Here is a 19,724-nt window from a genome sequence, read left to right as displayed (position 1 = left end):
GGCTACAGGTTTTCTCCCAAGGGCTTGCGCGCAATGATCACCTGGCTTTTCGCGACCACGGCATCCAGTGCCTGTTTGATCTGCGCGCCCCTTGGCGAAGCGAGAATGGCCTGCCAGGTATCGGCCCAGTGATTGAGCAACGGATGGTCAGCGTTGCTGAAATCAACCTTGGCTTCCCAGAACAACAGCATCCACATCGACCAGTAAAACCCGTATTGGCTGTGACTGATCACCTCCAGTCCAGCGTCGCTCACCATGGCTTTGAACTGCTCTTCGCTGATGATGCGAATGTGGTTGGGCTTCTGGAAATACTCAGGAGCCGCAATGTCTTTCTGCAGGTCTTCGGAACTCGGGTGCGGACAGCTGAGCAGATACAGCGCACCGGGTTTACCAACACGCACCAGTTCAGCGAGAAACTGCGCTGGGTCGTCAACGTGCTCGATGACCTCAGTCGACACGACGCGCGTGGCGGTCTCGTCGGCGATAGGCAGCGGGTTGCAGTCGGTGACGTGGCACTCAACACCCCGAGCCGGTGTATCACTCAGTCGCTGACGCGTTGCTTCGACCTTGGACGCGTCGATGTCGGCGATGATGATCTTCGCCCCGCGCATTGCGCAGAAGTGCACGTTGCCGCCGTCACCGCAGCCAACGTCCAGCAAAGTGTCCTCGGGCGTCACCGGAAAACCGGTGAACAGTTCGCCGGTTTCCTGATTGAACCAGCCACTGAGCATCGCGTCATGCAAGCCGAGCATGTATGGATCAACATTCTCCGGTGCGGGCACGACGGGTGCCACAACCGGTGGCACGGGAGCGGGCGTACCCGCCGTGAGTTTCTTTAAAAGGCTCAGCATGAGGTAGCTCCAGAGGAAGGGACGGCGGTTCGGGACAGGCTCAAGCGCTGCACCAGCGAGGCGCCTCTGTTACGCATGGGCATTTCGACGAAGCGATAGTTGAGTTCGCTCAACAGCGCGATCAGGCCGAACGCAATCAGCAATGTCAAAACAGGATGGCCCGCCAGGCTCGGCAGGTTCGCGGCCTGCAAACGGAAAATCACTTCACGTACCAGCAGGTAAGCCGGAATGTGGATCAGGTAGATCCCGTAAGAGCGGCTACCGACCCACGTCATCAGGTTCTTGAACAGCCCGCGAGGCATCAGGTAATCGCGATTGTAGGAAGCGATCCACACCAGCAGCGCACACAGCAGCGCAATCACACCGATGCGGTAACTGGTGAAAGTGAAGCGGTCGGTGGCCATGAAACTGAGCGCCAACGACACCCCTATCAACGTCGATAACCCGGCCCACGGACGACGCAGAAATGCCGGTTCCCAGCGCAGGTATGACGGCTGCGAACTCCACATCGCCAACAGCACGCCAAGGGCTAAAGCGTCGGTTCGGACCACCATCAATATCGGCGTGCGCAAGGTGAACAACTGCACGGCGACCAAGGCGAGCAACGCCCAGACCAGATGCTTGCGACACACCAGAATCAACAACGGGAACAGCAAGTAGAACTGCTCTTCCAGGGACAGGCTCCAGTACACGAAACTGGTGCCGTACTCGTAGTGGTAGAAGCTGTCGGCGAAGCGGAAATTGGCGTACTGCGCCACCCCCGCCAACGTCGCCTGCAGATTCGCGTGCAGCGTGCCGAACGCACCGGAGCGGTTGAGAAAAATACACGCCAGCAACATCAGCGCCAGCCACAGCCACGCCGACGGCAACAAGCGAAACGCCCGTCGCAACCAGAAATTACGCGTCTGCTGCCAGTACTCCTGACGGGTGCTGCAACCCTGTAATGCCGGTATCAGACTGCGCGCGATGACGAAGCCCGAAATAGCGAAAAACAAATCGACGCCCCACCAAGGCTGGGCGTACAGGGTGATGGCTTGCAGCAACGGTACGCTGGCGGCAAACAGACTGTCCTGCAAGTGATGAAACAACACGCCCAGCACCGCAATACCGCGCAGCAGCTCAATGTCCATGATGCGTTTTTCGTTGCTCATGACGTCCTCCTGGACGCAGTCTCGGTCGCCAGTGGCTTGCGAGCGATGATCACCTGACTCTTGGGCATGAACTCATCGAGCATCTGCTTGATGGCCAGCCCGTTGGGTTGAACCAAGAGGTCTTGCCAGGTCTTCGCCCAGCTCTCCATCAGCGGTGGATACGGCGCCTGAATCCGGTCACGCACGGCACCCCCCACATCACGTCCGGCGGCCCGTTCACTGGCCCAGAAAAAGATCATGCCCATGACCCAGAAAAACCCGGTGGCTTGACGATGCTCGATCACCAGGCCGGCCTCTTCGACCAGGGCAGCGAACCGCTCGGGGGTAAAAATCTGCACATGGTTGGGGGACCGATAGTAGCTGGCCGGAGCGATGCCCTTTTGCAGATGCTCACCCACCGGCGCCGGAACGCTCAGCAAGTAAAGCGCACCGGGCCGGCCCATCCGCACCAGTTCCGCCATGAAAGGTTCTGGCTGATCGATGTGCTCAAGCACTTCCATGCACACCACTTTGCTCGCGCAACCGTCGGCCAGCGGCAACGGCAAACTGTTACTGACGAGGCCCAGATTCGGTTTGTCCGATTGCGCTTCCACTTGCCGGGCGAGGTCATGAACCTTGTCGTGTTCACTGTCGGTGAAAATCACCGACGCGCCCTGGCGCACTGCAAACAACGTCGCCACGCCTTCGCCGCAACCAACATCGAGCAAGGTGTCATCAGCGGTAATGGCAAAGCCCTTGAGCAGTTCGCCGTTGTCACCGAGAAACCAGCCATCGAGCATCGCATCGTACAAGCCGACATCACGAGGCGACACAGGACTGTCGGGAATTGCCACGGGCAACGGCGCCGGCGGCGCGGGTCGCCACTTTGCCAGCAGACGCCGAATCATGCGCCGGACACGTGCGAGGTAGGCGATTTGCGATGCTCCAGCAACTGTTCAAGAAACGCCTTCAGACGCAGTTCGGCGCTGGCCTGACTGCAAAAGCCCTTCAGCCTGTGGACCGCGTGGGCCGACATCCTTTCATAGCGTTCGACGTCGTGTTTGGCGACGTCGTAGCTGGCGCGATAGGCCGAGCACAGCGAGTCCCAGTCAGTGACGTACCGCAAGGTGCGATAAGCCACTCGGGGATCGTGGGGCCAGGCGGTCAGCTCGTCGGTGGAGTCGACAATGAACGCATTCTCGCTGTCGACGTAGTCGGCCATGGCGGTGTTCAGGGGAGCGATCGCCGGTTTGCCGCAGGACATGAATTCCATCAGCGGCAGGCATTGCCCTTCACCGTAGGAACAATTGACGACATAGCTGGTGGCCTCGACCAGGCGTTCGTAATCGACATCCGCCAGATAGCCATGGATCAGCACGATGCGGCACTGATAGGACTGATTTTTATAGACGTGGTGCAGCATGTCGTTCAGCGCGTCGGCGATGTCATGGTGAGTGAGCTTGAGAACCAGGGTTGCATCCGGCACGTCGCGGAACGTGGTGCAGAACGCGCTGATCATGTCCTTCCAGTTCTTGCGCCCGTCATACGGATTGAACACCGAGGTGTAGATCACTCCCTCAAGCAGCAGCTCATGATCAAGCGGCGGCCCGTCAAAAACGATGGGGGTACCCTCACGCAAGCGTTCAGGCCCGTAAGGCCGAACGTCTGCGGTGCGGCTGTCGATCAGCAACCCTCGCAGATTAAGACGGATGTCCTGCGCGACCGGGCGCTTTTCCAGTTGCTCGCCCAGCGCAGCGAAGCGATCCCAGACTGGCGCCGGAATGGCGCTGATCGGGTAGTCAGATCCCATCGCATTCCGGACAGCGTTCACGGTGTAACTTGAATGGGTGATGGCCGTGCCGCTGGACGCCAACACCACTCGCCAGTCATGCCTGGGTTCTCCTTGCCAGCTCTCGGTGGGAATGGTGCTGAACTCCCAGGCGAACACGGGAATCGTCGGGCACGCGTAGTGAGTCGGCGTGAGGTGCGGCGGTGAGAAAGACAAGAACACGCAGTCCTCGCCCCTGCTTTGGCAATCGAAATACAACCGGTCAACCAGCTCGTCCGGGTTGCTGACTTCGATCACTTGCCCCAGTCGCTCCAGCACCGGCCGAAACTCCTTGAGGACGAAGTAATAGCTGTACTCGGGCCGTCCCAGGTTCTGCTGGATATTGCTCTTGTTGGTTTCCGAATGAATGATGATCAGCATGATGCAGTTCCCGCTTCGACAACCGCTGGGGTGATTTCGCTTACAGGCGACTTGCCGAAAAATTGCGCCAGACGCTGCTGCACGGGAGCGAAACTACAGTACTCGCGCATGCGCTCATTGGCGGCTTCAGCCATGGCGTGCCAAGCCTCTGGCCGATGTTTGGCCATGGCGTAGCTGTCCTCGTAAGCGGCTTTCAATGAGCCCCAGTCCGGGCGATGGCGCAAGGTGCGATAGAGGATGCGTGCATCTTCCGGCCAGATCGTGGGTTCCTGGCTGGATTTGACGACGAAGGCCACGCGGTCGTCGATGTAATCGCGCATTGCCGTGTGGTCCGGCGCGATTACTGGTCGGGCGCAGGACATGAATTCCATCAATGGCAGGCACAGGCCTTCGCAGCGTGAAGCGTTGACGTAGAAACTCGCCGCGCCATAGAGCCGGGCAAATTCCTCGTCCTGCAGATACCCGTGCATGACCACCACACGACAGGCAAATGGGGACAGCCGCGAAAGCAAAGTCATGAGTTCGACGTAATAGGTCGACAGATCGTTGTGGGTCATCTTCAACACAAGCGTGGCGTCTTGCGCATCACGCAACGCCCAGCAAAATGCAGTGATCAGGTGGTGCCAGTTCTTGCGACCATCATCCGGGTTGAACACGCTGACATAGACGACGCCACTGACTTCGATCTCGACCGTTTCACTGGCAGGGGGCAACGTCTGTTCCGGCGTTTCGAGCACTTCGATGATCGGTGCTTCCACCGGTTCCGGATCAAGTGCCTGCGGTGGTGGCGACCTCCGGAGCCTGGCCAGCAATGGACGCACAGCGTCCGGGACCAGATCACGTACAGCTTCGCGGTACCACATCAGCAGGTTGTGTTTGAGCAGGTACGGCACCGAGTGCTCACTCTCGGCCGACAGCGCCCGGTAGGCTTCACGCATGTAGTGCCGGGTGATGAACAGACGCCGCCGAACGGTGAGAGGGGGCGGTGCCGGAGGCTCAACTTCTGGTTCTACGATTTCCGGTAGCGGTACGTCGACAACCGGTGCAATCAGGCCATCGGCGGACAAGCCCATTGAATGGCTATCGAGGATACAGCCCTTGATTTGCAACGTGGTGCCAGGATTGATCGGCGTACCCGGATACTGCTGACGGATATCGGCAAAGCGTTCCCACAATGGCGTGGGCAAGACCAGCACCGGAAAGTCTTCACCCAATGTTCGGCGGATGGCTTCGGCGGTGTGGGTGGACAAGGTGATTACCCGGCCCAGCCGCGCCAACGTCTGGCTCCAGTCGTGGCGTGGATCGTTGTCCCAGTACTCGGCGGGTATGCTGTCGAACTCCCAGGCGACCACGCACACCATCGGGCATTGCAGATTGGTGGGGGTCTTGTGCGGGGGAGAGAACGAAATGAACAGGCTGTCCTGACCGGCCTGTTGCAGCTGCCGGAACAGCGGATCGACGTCCGCGGGCGACGAGACGACATGAACCTGCCCCAGGCTTTCGAACAGCGGTCGATAGGCCTTGAGCACAAAGTAGTAACTGTATTCCGGCCGGCCGAGACTCTGGCTGATGGAGCTATCGTTGACGTCGGAGTAAAGAATGAAATTCATGGCATCCCACGGTGAAATCGCCATCCCGGCAACCTCACGCTATGACGGTGAAGCCACGGATCGGGCCAGCGTTGCTGTCCTCGCCCATCGTCTTCATGCCCGCCTTCGTTCTTGTTTTAGTGGTCAGTTTTTCGCCATTTCAGAGTGGCGTTACCGAGCTCTGGATAATCATGGCGAGGGGCATTCTAAACACATCCGTTGAGGATTCGTGAACCGCCCGGCGAGAATAAATAGGGCTACGCTAACGAGAACTGACCGGTCACGGATGGACTTGTTGAAATTGCCGCGCAATTGGCACAGATTGGCTACCAAACAACTACAACAAATCATTTCGCCTGTCTTTGGACCAAGGAAGCCACACGGTCCTTCAGACATCTCCGTATAGCCAATGGGGAATGGCCGAAATGTATGACCAAGGGGCTGCTGTTTGAAAAAGCGTCTGTTCGTTACGGGTCTGACTGGATTCGTAGGACAACACATCCAATCGCGTCTGCTGGCGAATACCTCGGATTGGGAGCTTCTGTCTGTCCCTTGCCGATACGATCTCAGCGAGCCGACAAGCCTCGAAGGCTTGTGGCCGCAAATGCCCGATGCGGTTATTCACCTCGCTGGACAGACCTTCGTTCCCGAAGCGTTTCGTGATCCTGCACGCACGCTGAACATCAACCTGCTGGGCACGCTCAACCTGCTCCAGGCCCTCAAGGCCCGAGGCTTCACCGGCACGTTTCTGTACGTCAGCTCCGGTGATGTCTATGGCCAGGTCAGCGAAAACCAACTGCCCATCACCGAACTGCAACCGCCCTGCCCGCGCAACCCTTATGCCGTGAGCAAACTGTCGGCGGAATTCCTGAGCCTGCAATGGGGCTTGAGTGAAGGCTGGCCGGTACTGGTCGCCCGCCCGTTCAACCACATCGGGACAGGCCAGAAAGACAGCTTCGTCATTGCCAGCGCCGCGCGCCAGATCAGCCGGATCAAGCAAGGCCTGCAAGCCCCGCAACTGGAAGTCGGTGACATCGACGTCACCCGCGATTTTCTCGACGTGGGCGATGTGGTGTCGGCCTACCTGGCGCTGCTGGAAAAAGGCACTCCGGGGCAGGTCTACAACATTTGCTCGGGCCGTGAGCAAAGCATCCGCAGCTTGATCGAACAATTGGGCGACCTTGCCCAGGTCGACATTCAACTGATTCAAGACCCTGCACGACTACGCCGCGCGGATCAGCGTCGGGTGTGCGGCAGCCCTGCCAGGCTCGTCCAGACCACAGGCTGGACACCTGAAATCACAACACAACAAACCCTGCGGGCGATCCTGTCCGACTGGGAGAAACGGGTAAGACAAGAATGACAAAAAGTGCACTGATCACAGGGATCACCGGCCAGGATGGCGCTTATCTGGCCAAACTGCTGCTGGACAAAGGATATAAAGTCCATGGCCTGGTAGCGCGTCGCAGCAGCGATTCGCGCTGGCGTTTGCGTGAGATGGGGGTCGAGGCCGATATCGTTTACCTGGACGGTGACATGGCCGATGCCTGTTCGGTGCAGCGCGCGGTTATCAAGTCGGCCCCGGACGAGGTGTACAACCTGGCAGCGCAGAGCTTTGTCGCCGCCTCCTGGGATCAACCCGTCACCACCGGCATCGTCGATGGTTTGGGTGTCACCCACCTGCTCGAAGCGATCCGCCAGTTCAGCCCGAACACACGTTTCTATCAAGCCTCAACCAGCGAAATGTTCGGCCTGATCCAGGCAGAACGGCAGGACGAAAACACACCGTTCTACCCTCGCAGTCCTTACGGCGTTGCCAAGCTGTACGGCCACTGGATCACGGTGAACTACCGCGAGAGCTTCAACCTGCACGCCAGCAGCGGCATCCTGTTCAACCACGAGTCGCCACTGCGCGGCATCGAGTTCGTCACCCGCAAGGTCACCGATGCCGCCGCCCGCATCAAGCAGGGCAAGCAGCACGAACTGAGCCTGGGCAACATCGACGCCAAGCGCGACTGGGGTTTTGCCGGCGATTACGTCGAAGCCATGTGGCTGATGCTGCAGCAGGACAAGCCCGATGACTTCGTGGTCGCCACAGGCGTGACCACGACCGTGCGTGAAATGTGTCGGATCGCTTTCGAACACGTCGACTTGAACTACCGTGACTTCGTGAAAATCGACCCGGCGTTCTTCCGCCCGGCCGAAGTCGAAGTACTGCTTGGTAATCCGGCCAAAGCGCAGCGTGTGCTGGGCTGGAAACCAAAAACCGACCTGGATACCTTGATCCGCATGATGATGGATGCGGACATGAAACGCGTCGCCAAGGAGTAGGCCATGCTGATACCCGTGATTCTTTCCGGCGGTGCAGGTACCCGGCTGTGGCCAGTCTCTCGTGAGGGCCATCCCAAGCCCTTCATGACACTGCCCGACGGCCAATCCTTGCTGGGCAAGACCTATCGGCGCGCAGCCAGCCTGCTCGACGGTTGGGGCGATATCGTCACGGTGACCAACCGCGACTATTACTTCCAGACGAAGGATCACTATCAGGATGCACAACTGGGCCGGCATCGCGGGCACTTTCTGCTCGAACCCACAGGCCGCAACACAGCCCCGGCCATCGCCGCGGCCGCCCTCTCCCTGCAGGCGCTGCACGGTGACGAAGCGATCATGCTGGTCATGCCCGCCGACCACCTGATCGTCGACGAAGAAGCCTTCAAGCTCGCCGTCGAACATGCCGTGGCGCTGGCCAGATCCGGGCATCTGGTGACGTTTGGCGTGGTGCCGACCGCTCCGGAAACCGGTTTTGGCTACATCGAGACCGGCACGATACTGGATGAAAAAGGCGCGGCCACCGTGCAGCGCTTCGTCGAGAAACCGGACCTGCAAACCGCAACGCATTATCTGGAAAGCGGCAACTTCCTGTGGAACTCCGGGATGTTCTGCTTCTCGGTCGCCACCCTGCTTGCTGAACTCGAGATCCACGCCCCCGCGCTGCTGGAACAGACAAAAACCTGCATGGCCGCCAGCGTGCCGGTGGAAACCAGCTCAAGCCTGCAACAGGAACTGTCACCTACGCTGTTCGCCGAGATCATGGACATTTCCATCGACTACGCGTTGATGGAGCGCTCCGAGAAAGTGGTCGTGGTGCCCGCCCGTTTCGACTGGAGCGACATTGGCTCCTGGGGCGCCGTCGCCGCGCTGGTACCGGCAGATGCGCAAAACAACCGCGCCGCCGGCGAAGCCATTTTCATCGACAGCCACAACAATTTCGTCCAGAGCGAAGACCGGTTGGTTGCCGCGGTGGGTGTGGAAAACCTGATCATCATCGACACCGCCGACGCGGTTCTGGTCGCCCACGCCGACCGTGCCCAGGATGTGCGCCGGGTGGCCAAGCAGCTCAAGGATAAAAAGCACGAAGCCTATCGGCTGCACCGTACGGTCAGCCGGCCATGGGGCACTTACACCGTGCTCGAGGAAGGCCCGCGCTTCAAGATCAAGCGGATCGTGGTCAAGCCTGGCGCCAAGCTGTCATTGCAAATGCACCATCACCGCAATGAACACTGGGTGGTGGTCGAAGGCATGGCCAAGGTCACCAACAACGGCACCGGCACCCACCTGGTGGCCAAGAACGAATCGACGTTTATTGCCGCGGGTCACAAGCATCGCCTGGAAAACCCTGGCGTGATCGACCTGGTGATCATCGAAGTGCAAAGCGGCGAATACCTGGGAGAGGACGACATCGTCCGCTTCGAAGATCAATACGGCCGGACGGTATGAATGCTGCGTAATCTTTACCAATCGTTGTGGAGTTACCGGGGATTTATCCTCGGCAGCGTCAAAAGAGAGTTTCAGGCGCGGTATCGCAACTCCCTGTTCGGCGCCTTGTGGACCGTGCTCAACCCGCTGTCGATGATCGTGGTCTACACGGTGATCTTTTCCACCATCATGCGCGCCCGGTTGCCGGGTGTGGATGACGGGTTGGCCTACAGCGTCTACCTGTGCGCCGGCCTGCTGACCTGGGGCCTGTTCGCCGAGATCACCACGCGCAGCCAGAGCATGTTTCTGGAAAACGCCAACCTGCTGAAGAAAATCAGCTTCCCGCGCATCTGCCTGCCGGTGATCGTGTTGATGAATGCCGGGATCAATTTCGCGATCATCCTGGGTCTGTTTCTCGGCTTTCTGCTGATCAGCGGACGCCTGCCCGGCATGGCGTTGCTGGCGCTGGTGCCACTGCTGATTCTGCAGGTGATGTTCGCTGCGGGACTGGGGATGATTCTGGGTGTGCTCAACGTGTTCTTCCGCGATGTCGGGCAGTTCTTCGGCATCTGCCTGCAGTTCTGGTTCTGGCTGACACCGATTGTTTATCCATTGTCGATCCTGCCACCGGGCATCCAGCGCTTGATCGGGTTGAACCCTATGACGGCCCTGATGAACAGCTATCAGAACCTGTTCCTCTACAACCAATGGCCAAACTGGAACTCGCTGATCCCGCTGCTGGTCATCGGGCTGTTGTTCTGTGTGATGGGGCTGCGGCTTTTCCGCCAGCGTGTTGGTGAAATGGTGGATGAGCTCTGATGGGACATATACGCGTCAGTGGCCTGGGCAAGGCCTACAAGCAATACCCGAATCGCTGGAGCCGGTTGTTCGAATGGATGGTGCCGTTTTCCCGCACCCGCCATCACTTGCACTGGGTCCTGCAGGGCGTCGATTTCGAGATCCAGCCCGGCGAGGCGGTGGGCATCGTTGGCGTTAACGGCGCGGGCAAAAGTACCTTGCTGAAGATGATCACCGGCACCACCCAGCCGACCTGCGGGGAGATCCAGTTGCAAGGTCGGGTCGCGGCGCTGCTGGAGCTGGGCATGGGTTTTCACCCAGACTTCACCGGGCGCCAGAACACCTTCATGGCCGGCCAGTTGCTCGGCATGCAGGTAGAAGAAATCGAAGCACTGATGCCGCAGATCGAAAGCTTTGCCGAAATCGGCGAAGCCATCGATCATCAGGTTCGCACCTACTCCAGCGGCATGCAGATGCGCCTCGCCTTTAGCGTGGCCACGGCACGGCGCCCGGACATCCTGATCGTCGACGAGGCGCTGTCCGTGGGCGACGCCTACTTCCAGCACAAAAGCTTCGATCGCATCCGTACCTTCCGCAAGGCCGGCACCACGTTGCTGATCGTGTCCCACGACCGCTCGGCGATCCAGTCGATCTGCGACACCGCCATCCTCCTGGAAAACGGCCGCATGGCCATGCGCGGCAAGCCCGAAGAAGTGATGGACTATTACAACGCCATGCTGGCCCAGCGCGAGGGTCAGACGGTGCGTCAGGAGATGCTCGCCAACGGGCAGGTGCAAACCATTTCGGGCACGGGTGAAGCCGGCATCCTCAGCGTGCGCCTGCTCGACCCGCAGGGTCGCTCGGTGGAAGTGGCGGAAGTCGGACACGCGATGGTGCTGGAGGTGCAGGTCGAAGTCCGCCAGGACATCGAGCGGCTGATCCTCGGCTTCATGATCAAGGACCGCCTCGGCCAACCCATGTACGGCATCAATACCCATCGTGTGGACAAGGCGCTCACCGACCTGAAAGCGGGCGAGCGTGTGACCTACCGTTTTGCCTTCGACATGCGCCTGGGCAAGGGTAATTACTCGGTGGCCTTGAGCCTGTCGCGACTGGACTCGCACCTGGACCGCAATTTTGAATGGCGCGACTACGGGCTGGTGTTCCACGTGATCAACAATCGCCAGGAAGACTTCGTCGGCTGCTCGTGGCTGGAAGCGCAGACCAGCGTCACCCGCTCCAGCGACAAGGTCATCGAAAGTGATTCAGAGGTGCTGCAATGACCCGACTGTTGGTGGAGTGCACCTACGTCTTTGAACACCCTGATGCCAACTCGGGCATTCAGCGGGTCGTGCGCAATGTGATTCGGCAATTGCCAGCGGCAGACGCCCGGCGCGAGTGCATCCCGGTCGTGATGATCAATGGCTCGCTGTTCGAGGTAAAAAGCCTGGCGCCGTTGAAGTCGCCGAAGATGGACTTGATGGCGCTGCGGGTGAAGCTCGAGCAGATGGCCAATCTGTTCTGGCTGCGCCACCGCACCCTCGAAAGACGTCGCCCCTTCAGTGAATCGCGTCTTGCCCGTCGGGTGCTTTATGTGGGTTGCCGCCTCGCCGCATTTGCGTGCTTGAGCCTGCCGATACGTCTTCTCAACCGGGCGCTCAGAGGCCAAAAAATCCCTGAGCGCTGCGTGCCGTTGCAGCACCGTGCCGGTGATCAGCTGGTGCTGCTGGATTCGTCCTGGCACGCCAACTTCTTTCCCTTGGCCGAGCAGCTCAAGCGCGACGGGGTCGGCATCGTTTCGGTGATCTACGACCTGATTCCACTGACCCACCCGCAGTTTTGCGATGCCGGGCTGGTGAAAGTGTTCAACGAATGGTTTGACTGGATCGCCCGCACCGCCGATGGCTATGTCGCGATCTCCACCACCATCCGCGATCAGGTGCGCCAGGAAATGGTCCGCCGGGTCGGCATGGCGCAGGTCGAGCAACGCTGGTTTGATTACTTCCACCTCGGCTCCGAACTCGACCTGAGCGACGCCCACTCGGCCGTCGATCAAGGCTTGCTGAACATGTTCAAGACACGCGAGCCGGTGTTCCTGATGGTCAGCACCATCGAGCCGCGTAAAAATCATGCCTACCTGCTGGACGCGTTCGAGCATGCCTGGGCCGCAGGGTCCAAGGCACGGTTATGCATCGTCGGGAAGATTGGCTGGAAGTGCGAGGCCCTGGTCGATCGCATTCGCCAGCATCCCGAATTGAACCGCCGCTTGTTCATGTTCAACGGGCTGTCGGACAAGAGCCTGGAGCACGCCTATTCCCACGCGACGTCGCTGGTGTTCCCGTCCTACGTCGAAGGCTTCGGGTTGCCGCTGGTGGAGGCGATGCAACGAGGTCTGCCGGCCATGGCCAGCGACATTCCGGTGTTTCGCGAGATCGGCGGCGACTACATGGCGTACTTCGATCTCGCCGACCCGCAAAGCCTCGCGGACCTGGTGACCGGCATGGAGCGCAGCGGCGAGTTTCCTGCGGCCCTCAGCCTTGAAAACTGGCGGTGGCTGAGCTGGCGTGAAGCGAGTGCACAACTGGTCGAGCGCATCGAACGTAACCTGCACACCGAAGCGAAAGTGCTTGAGAGCCAGCATGCGAATTGCCCTTAACGCCCGCATCCTGCAGGCCCCGCGCACCGGCATCGGCCATTACGTCGCCGAGCTGGTGAGCGCCCTCGCCCATGAGCCGGATGTCGAACTGGCGCTGTTTCATGGCTGGGGCTGGAGTTCAGTGTTGCCCGATGCGGCGATGCCGGGTTACTCGCGCCTGACGCCGCTGCTGCGACAAATTCCTGGGGCATACCAGGCGCGACGGTGGCTGGAACAGAGGCGTTTCGACCAAAATCAAACGCAGGGCATCGACCTTTATCACGAGCCGAGCCTGTGGCCGCTGGCGTTCAATGGTCCGACGGTCATCACGCTGCATGACCTGACGCACCTGCATTATCCCGACACCCAGCCACCGGCACGTCTTCGAGAAATCGAACGACGACTGACCGATGGCGTACAGCGGGCCAGGCTGATTCTGACGGACTCGCAGTACGTCGCCGACGAGGCGCAAGCCTGTTTCGGACTGCCGGCAGAACGCTTTGTGGTCGCACCGCTGGGCGTGTCGGCACGGTTTCGGCCAAGAGCGCCCGAGGCCATCAATCAAGTACTCAAGGCCCATGGCGTCGAGGCGCGGGAATACTTTCTGTGCGTCGGTACGCTGGAACCTCGCAAAAACCTGACGCTGGCCCTGCGTGCCCACGCCCGGCTTCCGGAAACCGTGCGCCAGCGTTTCCCGTTGCTGATCGCCGGAATGGCCGGCTGGCAGCGCGATCAATTCAATGACGAGCTGCGTGCATCCCTCGCCGCTGGCCAGGTGTGCTTGCTCGGCTACTTGCCCGATGAGGACCTGGCGCAGCTGTTGGCCGGCGCCCGGGCACTGGTCTTCCCTTCCCTGTACGAAGGGTTCGGCCTGCCGGTGCTGGAAGCCATGGCCAGCGGCACGCCGGTGATTCTGACGCGCCATTCGGCGATGCCGGAAGTCGCCGCAGACGCCGGCAACTACATAGAACCGGACGACCCGGACACCTTGCGCGATGCCATGACCCGGTTGATCGATGACCCGGCGCATTGGCAAGCCTGTCGCGAGGCGGGTTTGCAAAGAGCGAAGCTTTTTTCCTGGGAGCGTTGCGCGAAGGTCACGGCCCGCGCTTACCGCCAGGCTATGGGAGACTGATATGCGTGTTCTGCACTTTTATAAAACCTACTTGCCCGACTCCATGGGCGGTATCGAACAAGTCATCTTCCAGATGAGTGAAAGTGGCGCTCGCCACGGCGTCGAGAGCACGGTACTGACGTTGAGCAACAACCCGGCGCCGGGCGTTATACAGATACGCGAGCACCAGGTTCACCAGGCGAAGATGGATTTTCAACTGGCCTCCACCGGTTTCTCCTACAGCGTGTTCAAACAGTTCCGCGAGTTGGCGGCAGAAGCCGACGTAATCAACTATCACTTCCCTTGGCCCTTTATGGACCTGGTGCATTTTGTAAGCGCCACCAAAAAGCCCTGCGTGGTGAGTTATCACTCCGACATCATTCGCCAACGCCATCTGCTCACGCTTTATCGTCCGTTGATGCGTCGATTCCTGGACAGCGCTGATCGAATTGTCGCGGCCTCCCCCAACTACTTTCACACCAGTGATGTGCTCAAGGACTACCGCGAAAAGACCCGGGTCATCACCTACGGCCTGGACAAGGCAGGTTATCCACAGCCCGATGTCGCGCGCACAGAACGCTGGCGCAAACAATTGGGTGACAAGTTCTTTCTCTTTGTGGGCGTGATGCGCTACTACAAAGGGCTTCACATCCTGCTCGACGCCATGCAGGGAGTGAATTATCCCGTGGTGATCGTGGGCGCAGGCCCTCTGGAAAAAGAACTTCACGCCCAGGCCAAAGCGCTTGGTTTGAAGAATCTGCATTTCCTCGGGTTCCTGGGTGATGAAGACAAAGTGGCGTTGCTGGAGTTGAGTTACGCGGTGGTGTTCCCGTCGCACCTGCGGTCCGAAGCGTTTGGTATCTCGCTGCTCGAAGGCGCGATGTTTGGCAAGCCGATGATCTCCAGTGAAATCGGCACCGGCACCAGTTACATCAACATCAACAACGAAACCGGGATCGTGGTGCCGCCCAGTAATCCACAAGCTTTTAGAGAAGCGATGCGTACGCTGTGGGAAAACCCGACGCTGGCCGCGCAAATGGGCGTGAAGGCGCAAGCCCGCTATCGGCAGTTGTTTACGGCCGACGAAATGGGCCGTAAATGGGCGGCGTTGTATGAGGAGTTGTTGGCTGAGAAGTCGCTGGCCTACGCCTGATTTTGAAGATTTGCGTTGATTGAGTTACAGGTCGAGCACCAAGGGTTGCGAACCTTGCGCAGGAACGGCGCAACAAATCAGCACATCGCCGTCATCCGGAAGCTCCGCAGGGACCTGTGGATAATTGACCTGGCCGCTGATCAACCGCGTCTTGCAGGTCCCGCATGAGCCACCGCGGCAACTGAATTCCGGGCGCAACCCGCGACTTTCCGCCAACTCCAGCAAACTGCCACCGTCAGGATGCCAGCGAGCTTCCTTGGCTGAGCGCTCGAAGACCACCGGAACTGAAGTGGTCGCGGCCGGCGGTTGCTCGATGACCAATGCGTCAGGGTCTGGTTGACGCCTCAAGGTGGAGGGCCCGAAGGTTTCGGCATGAATCCGGGCATCGCGAATGTCCATCTCGCGCAGGCTGTCGTACAACCCCTGAGTAAAACTGCCCGGACCGCAGAGGACAAAATCCAGCTGATCGTAGTCTTCCACTTCGAGAAGGGTTTTGATCAAGCCGGTGTCGATTCGTCCCGTCAGGTCAAAATCTTCGCCCTCTTTCACGTCCGCCTCGGGTTGGCTGAGCACACGCAGTACCCGTACCGCATCGCCGGCGACTTCGAGCAACTGATCCAGCTCGGCACGAAAAGGCAGGTCGGCCAAGGTGCGTGAACTCTGGAACAACCACGTAGGCCGAATGTGCCGTGTGCGTAGGCCTTGATAGACCACCTCACGCAACATCGACAGCAACGGCGTTATGCCTACCCCGGCCGCCAATAGCACCAGCGGTCGACGCTCATGAGGCGCCACCGTGAAATGCCCCTGCGGTGTGCGAGCCTCCAACAGATCGCCAACGTTCACTTGTTCATGCAGGTGCGAGGACACCCGCCCTTCGCGTTTCACACTGATACGGAAGAAATCATCTGACGGCGCGCTCGAAAGACTGTAGGTGCGGATGTGCACTTCTCCGTCGATATTGAACCGCAACGGCAAATGCTGCCCCGCCTGAAACACCGGTAACCCGGCACCGTCGGCGGGTTCCAGATAGATCGAACGGATGTTGTGGCTTTGCGCTTCGATCCTTACCACCCGCATTGGCCGCCAACGATCGCCCAGCGCCTGGGCTTGCAGCCTTGCGGCAGCCTGTTCCCAAGTGCCGGTCATCAAACTGTTGGGTGAAACACCGTCAAAACGCCAGCGCAAAGCCAGCGCCGCGGGCCTGCGCACAACGCGCTCAACCTCGAATGTCCACAGGCGTTCAGCCCCTTGAAACGCCTCGACCTGCGGGCCTTCCAGAATGATTTCGGTACGACCGCTGAGGTGCAGCAGATCTCCCGAATTGAAGTCGATGAACAGCAAACCGGCTCGTGGATTGAGGAGCAGGTTGCCCAGGGTATTGAAGTGCAGATTGCCGGCGAAATCCGGAATCGTCAGAAGATTGCCCTGTACCTGTACGAAACCGGCCTGGCCACCGCGGTGGGAAACATCCACCGAGCGCTCCCCATCGACGTCGACGTAACTGGCAACGAAGAAGGTGTCGGCGTTGGCGATCATTGCCATTGCGGCTTCATCCAGACCGTTCAAATGTTCAACGGTGAGCGTCGCCGGGTCCGCCATCGGCACCGATCGAAACTGCCGCAGTTGGATGTACTGCGGGCAATTGCCGAAAGACTGGTCGACCGCGACATCAAAGCCGTCGCCCGTCACGGCATCGATACGCCCGTTAATGCGGTTACGGCGTCGGGTGTGCAGTTCAATGCCCAGCAGGCCGATTGCGGCGCCAGGCTTTAACTGCGCGGGGTCATCGAGAGCCGGAACGCTATCGAAATGCAACGTGCCTGGCGCAGGTGAACGCGCGAAACCTGGTGGCCCTTCAAGGATGCTGGCCCAAGGGTTTCCTTGCGCATCGACTGCGCCGTACAGCATGAACGGCAGTTGCTGATAGAACATGCGGTGCTGGTCCGGCATCTCACGGCGAATGACCTTACGCCCGAACGCCTCCATACGCTCGGCGACACCGACGTGAGCCTGCAACTGTCTTTCGCCAGCGTGCCAGGGTGAACGGTCCATATGGGCTTCTCCCCTGCATCAGGCAGTGGTTTGCAAACCGGCGATGGTGCGCGGCATAGCGACAAAACCGGGCAAGGCTTCGACTCGGGCCAGCCAGGCGCGCACGTTGGCGTAATCATCGAGGGACACATTGCCTTCAGGCGCATGGGCAATGTAGCTGTAGGCAGCGACGTCGGCGATTGTAGGTTCGCTCCCGGCAAGCCAGGGCGTATCGGCCAGTTCGTGATCCATAACCTTGAGCAGGTCGTGAGCGCGAGTGATGGCTTCTTCCGCGTTGTATGGCGCACCGAACACCGTGATCAATCGAGCCCGGGCGGGACCAAAAGCAATTTGCCCAGCGGCGACCGAGAGCCAGCGCTGAACCTTCGCTGCCTTTACAGGATCGGTTGGCAACCAACGACCGTCCCCGTATTTCGTCGCCAGATACACCAGTATCGCGTTGGAATCAGCCAGGACCACACCCTGATCATCCATTACTGGCACTTGCCCGAAGGGGTTGAGAGCGAGGTATCCCGGCTGCTTGTGCTCGCCCTTGGCCAGATCAACGAAGATCAGTTCGGTGGGCAGCTGTAGCAAGGACAGCATCAATTCGGCACGATGAGCATGGCCGGAACGTGGGAAGTTATAGAGCTTGATCGGTTGCATGGTCGTCTCCGAGGGAGAGGCGCCAGTAGATAGTTCAGCGCCGATGGCAGCCATCTTCCTTCAGTCGCTAAAACAACAGAATAACCACCCAATGCAAACCATTATTTCAGCCAGTGAAATAATGATTTAGTCCTGCAAGGCTGGATGGTCGCGCAGTTCATTCACGGCAAAATCGACGAAACTGCGAATTCGCGCCGGCGCCTTACGTCCGCCCTGATAGACCACATGGATGGGCAAAGGCGGTAGCTCGTACTGGGCGAGGACAACTTCCAGTTCACCAGCCGCCACCTGGCTTGCCACCTGATAAGACAACACCCGGGTAAGCCCCAACCCCAGACAGGCTGCACTGATTGCTGCCTGATTGGCCGTGACGATCAACCGCGGTTCCAGCCGAACGCTGAGCGAATTGCCCCCATCAAGGAATGGCCACTGTCGCTGCTGACCCGTTGCAGATGTCGCTATCACCGGTAGCCGGGCGAGGTCTTGCGGATGCAGTGGCCGGCCGTTAGCTTCGAGAAATGCCGGTGAGGCGCAAATCACCCGGCGAACTTCTCCCACTCGGATTGCATGCTGGTTACTGTCGGCCAGCTCACCAATGCGCACCGCGACATCAACACCCTCTTCGACCATGCTGACGATTCGATCAACCAGCAGGGCATTAACGCTGACCTCTGGAAACCGGTTCAGGTACGCCACCATGATTGGCGTGACGAACAGGTCGCCGAACAGCACGGGGGCTGTAACCGTCAATTGCCCACGGGGTTGGGCATGACTGCCTGCTGCCGAATCTTCGGCTTCCTGCACTTCGGTGAGAATTCTCCGACAATCTTCCAGGTAACGCTGGCCCGCTTCGCTGAGGTGAACACTGCGGGTAGTGCGTGTCAGCAACTGGGTACCGATGCGTTTTTCCAGTGCGGCGACCGCGCGAGTCACACTGGCTGCAGACATGCCCAAATGCCGCGCTGCTGCCGAGAAGCCTTGCGCTTGGGCGACGGCGGCGAAGACCTGCATTTCCTGAAAGCGGTCCATGAAGGTTTGCTCTGATTCAAACGCAAAAGATCGCAGCCTTCGGCAACTCCTACAAGAGCCCGATGGATGCGATCTTCAGCGCGTGGTTATCAACAACATAGTTTGACACAGCCCCTCCCGTAAATCGGGGTCTGTAGGATGATTCGGGGTAAAGGCAACAACAACATAGATTGACACAGATGGGTCGCACTTCAAATACGGGGCTCGATTGGTAACAACATAGATTGACACTACATCGAGAGCGTTCATTCAGGCCGAAATATTATGTGAGCGCGACCGGTCACTCACCTGTGCGGAAATAGCGTTTTTTCAGCACAGGCTCAGTGCGATGTTTAAATCCGTGCGCAACCTTCGACCGGACCCCATCAGCACATAAACTGTGTTTTTTGTTCGAAATAAGCAGTCGTGAGTGAAGGAAACACCCAGCGTTGTTCGGACCCAATCACCAGGCGGGAAGCGGCCTTTACTGTCTTGGATAACGGTCAAAGCGTAAACGAGAGCAGGAATTAGCTGTCTATCCGTAATGGCTTTTCGCTGACGTGTTGTAATGTCGAGATCCAAAATTGCCCAATCAGCAACAAGACAATAGGCACGGGAAGGAAAATGCAGACTGGCGAGGGACACTGCATCTGAGGGGGCGAGTTGGCATCCGTTTATTTTATCGCCTGCAGAAAGCACTGAAACATAATCTGCCAAATTCATTTGTAACTCCTGCCGATCAAAAAAACCGATTCGAACGAGAAGCATCATTCAGCTTAGC

General features: G+C 59.2%; 18 protein-coding genes. 9 read left to right on the top strand and 9 right to left on the bottom strand.

Going from position 1 to position 19,724, the window contains the following annotated elements:
• Positions 1–2: 2 nt before the first annotated feature.
• Genes H7698_RS06145 through H7698_RS06125 form a run of 5 tightly spaced genes read right to left on the bottom strand, consistent with a single transcriptional unit; the run spans position 3 to position 5,800 of the window.
• A complete protein-coding gene (locus H7698_RS06145) occupies positions 3–851 on the bottom strand; it encodes a class I SAM-dependent methyltransferase (protein ID WP_194690862.1) in 849 nt (282 codons plus the stop codon).
• Positions 845–2,002 (bottom strand): acyltransferase family protein, encoded by a 1,158-nt coding sequence (locus H7698_RS06140; protein WP_194690861.1) that lies wholly within the window; start codon positions 2,000–2,002, stop codon positions 845–847. The genes H7698_RS06145 and H7698_RS06140 overlap by 7 nt, the downstream gene beginning before the upstream one ends.
• Positions 1,999–2,889 (bottom strand): class I SAM-dependent methyltransferase, encoded by an 891-nt coding sequence (locus H7698_RS06135; RefSeq protein WP_194690860.1) that lies wholly within the window; start codon positions 2,887–2,889, stop codon positions 1,999–2,001. Before H7698_RS06135 ends, H7698_RS06140 begins: the two co-directional genes overlap by 4 nt.
• The gene (locus H7698_RS06130; RefSeq protein WP_194690859.1) at positions 2,886–4,190 is read right to left on the bottom strand and encodes a glycosyltransferase; all 1,305 of its coding nucleotides are present in this window, start codon (positions 4,188–4,190) and stop codon (positions 2,886–2,888) included. Before H7698_RS06130 ends, H7698_RS06135 begins: the two co-directional genes overlap by 4 nt.
• The gene (locus H7698_RS06125; protein ID WP_194690858.1) at positions 4,184–5,800 is read right to left on the bottom strand and encodes a glycosyltransferase; all 1,617 of its coding nucleotides are present in this window, start codon (positions 5,798–5,800) and stop codon (positions 4,184–4,186) included. The genes H7698_RS06130 and H7698_RS06125 overlap by 7 nt, the downstream gene beginning before the upstream one ends.
• Here H7698_RS06125 and H7698_RS06120 point away from each other — a divergent pair.
• The 9 genes from H7698_RS06120 to H7698_RS06080 all read left to right on the top strand — a co-directional run bounded on the left by H7698_RS06120 (position 5,790) and on the right by H7698_RS06080 (position 15,235).
• A complete protein-coding gene (locus tag H7698_RS06120) occupies positions 5,790–6,002 on the top strand; it encodes a hypothetical protein (protein ID WP_194690857.1) in 213 nt (70 codons plus the stop codon). The genes H7698_RS06125 and H7698_RS06120 overlap by 11 nt on opposite strands.
• 225 nt (positions 6,003–6,227) lie before the next feature.
• The gene (locus H7698_RS06115) at positions 6,228–7,142 is read left to right on the top strand and encodes a GDP-mannose 4,6-dehydratase (protein ID WP_194690856.1); all 915 of its coding nucleotides are present in this window, start codon (positions 6,228–6,230) and stop codon (positions 7,140–7,142) included.
• The gene (gene gmd, locus H7698_RS06110) at positions 7,139–8,110 is read left to right on the top strand and encodes a GDP-mannose 4,6-dehydratase (RefSeq protein WP_194690855.1); all 972 of its coding nucleotides are present in this window, start codon (positions 7,139–7,141) and stop codon (positions 8,108–8,110) included. The genes H7698_RS06115 and gmd overlap by 4 nt, the downstream gene beginning before the upstream one ends.
• 3 nt (positions 8,111–8,113) lie before the next feature.
• A complete protein-coding gene (locus H7698_RS06105) occupies positions 8,114–9,556 on the top strand; it encodes a mannose-1-phosphate guanylyltransferase/mannose-6-phosphate isomerase (RefSeq protein ID WP_194690854.1) in 1,443 nt (480 codons plus the stop codon).
• Positions 9,557–10,354, top strand: coding sequence for an ABC transporter permease (locus tag H7698_RS06100; RefSeq protein WP_162437625.1), 798 nt, complete (start codon positions 9,557–9,559; stop codon positions 10,352–10,354).
• A complete protein-coding gene (locus H7698_RS06095) occupies positions 10,354–11,616 on the top strand; it encodes an ABC transporter ATP-binding protein (protein WP_194690853.1) in 1,263 nt (420 codons plus the stop codon). The genes H7698_RS06100 and H7698_RS06095 overlap by 1 nt, the downstream gene beginning before the upstream one ends.
• Positions 11,613–12,989: a glycosyltransferase family 4 protein gene (locus tag H7698_RS06090; RefSeq protein WP_194690852.1), complete on the top strand. Its 1,377-nt coding sequence runs from the start codon at positions 11,613–11,615 to the stop codon at positions 12,987–12,989. Before H7698_RS06095 ends, H7698_RS06090 begins: the two co-directional genes overlap by 4 nt.
• Complete coding sequence (locus tag H7698_RS06085; protein ID WP_194690851.1) at positions 12,973–14,103, top strand: glycosyltransferase family 4 protein; 1,131 nt, start codon at positions 12,973–12,975, stop codon at positions 14,101–14,103. Before H7698_RS06090 ends, H7698_RS06085 begins: the two co-directional genes overlap by 17 nt.
• 1 nt (position 14,104) lies before the next feature.
• Positions 14,105–15,235 carry a glycosyltransferase family 4 protein gene (locus H7698_RS06080; RefSeq protein WP_194690850.1) on the top strand — a complete coding sequence of 377 codons (1,131 nt, stop codon included), beginning with the start codon at positions 14,105–14,107 and terminating at the stop codon, positions 15,233–15,235.
• A gap of 24 nt (positions 15,236–15,259) precedes the next feature.
• Here the strand turns inward: H7698_RS06080 and H7698_RS06075 are convergent, their stop codons facing one another.
• The 4 genes from H7698_RS06075 to H7698_RS06060 form a co-directional block, all read right to left on the bottom strand.
• Entirely contained in the window at positions 15,260–17,290 is a 2,031-nt protein-coding gene (locus H7698_RS06075; RefSeq protein WP_194690849.1) for a 2Fe-2S iron-sulfur cluster-binding protein, read from the bottom strand.
• Positions 17,291–17,308: 18 nt separating this feature from the next.
• Positions 17,309–17,935, bottom strand: coding sequence for a glutathione S-transferase family protein (locus H7698_RS06070; protein ID WP_162437619.1), 627 nt, complete (start codon positions 17,933–17,935; stop codon positions 17,309–17,311).
• A 126-nt stretch (positions 17,936–18,061) separates the two neighbouring features.
• A complete protein-coding gene (locus H7698_RS06065) occupies positions 18,062–18,964 on the bottom strand; it encodes a LysR family transcriptional regulator (protein WP_162437618.1) in 903 nt (300 codons plus the stop codon).
• Between the two features lie 309 nt (positions 18,965–19,273).
• A complete protein-coding gene (locus H7698_RS06060; RefSeq protein ID WP_130205488.1) occupies positions 19,274–19,714 on the bottom strand; it encodes a DUF6957 family protein in 441 nt (146 codons plus the stop codon).
• Between the last annotated feature and the right edge of the window lie 10 nt (positions 19,715–19,724).

The organism is Pseudomonas sp. p50(2008) (assembly GCF_015351605.1).
Lineage (GTDB): Bacteria > Pseudomonadota > Gammaproteobacteria > Pseudomonadales > Pseudomonadaceae > Aquipseudomonas.
This window is presented reverse-complemented; position numbering and strand designations above follow the sequence as displayed.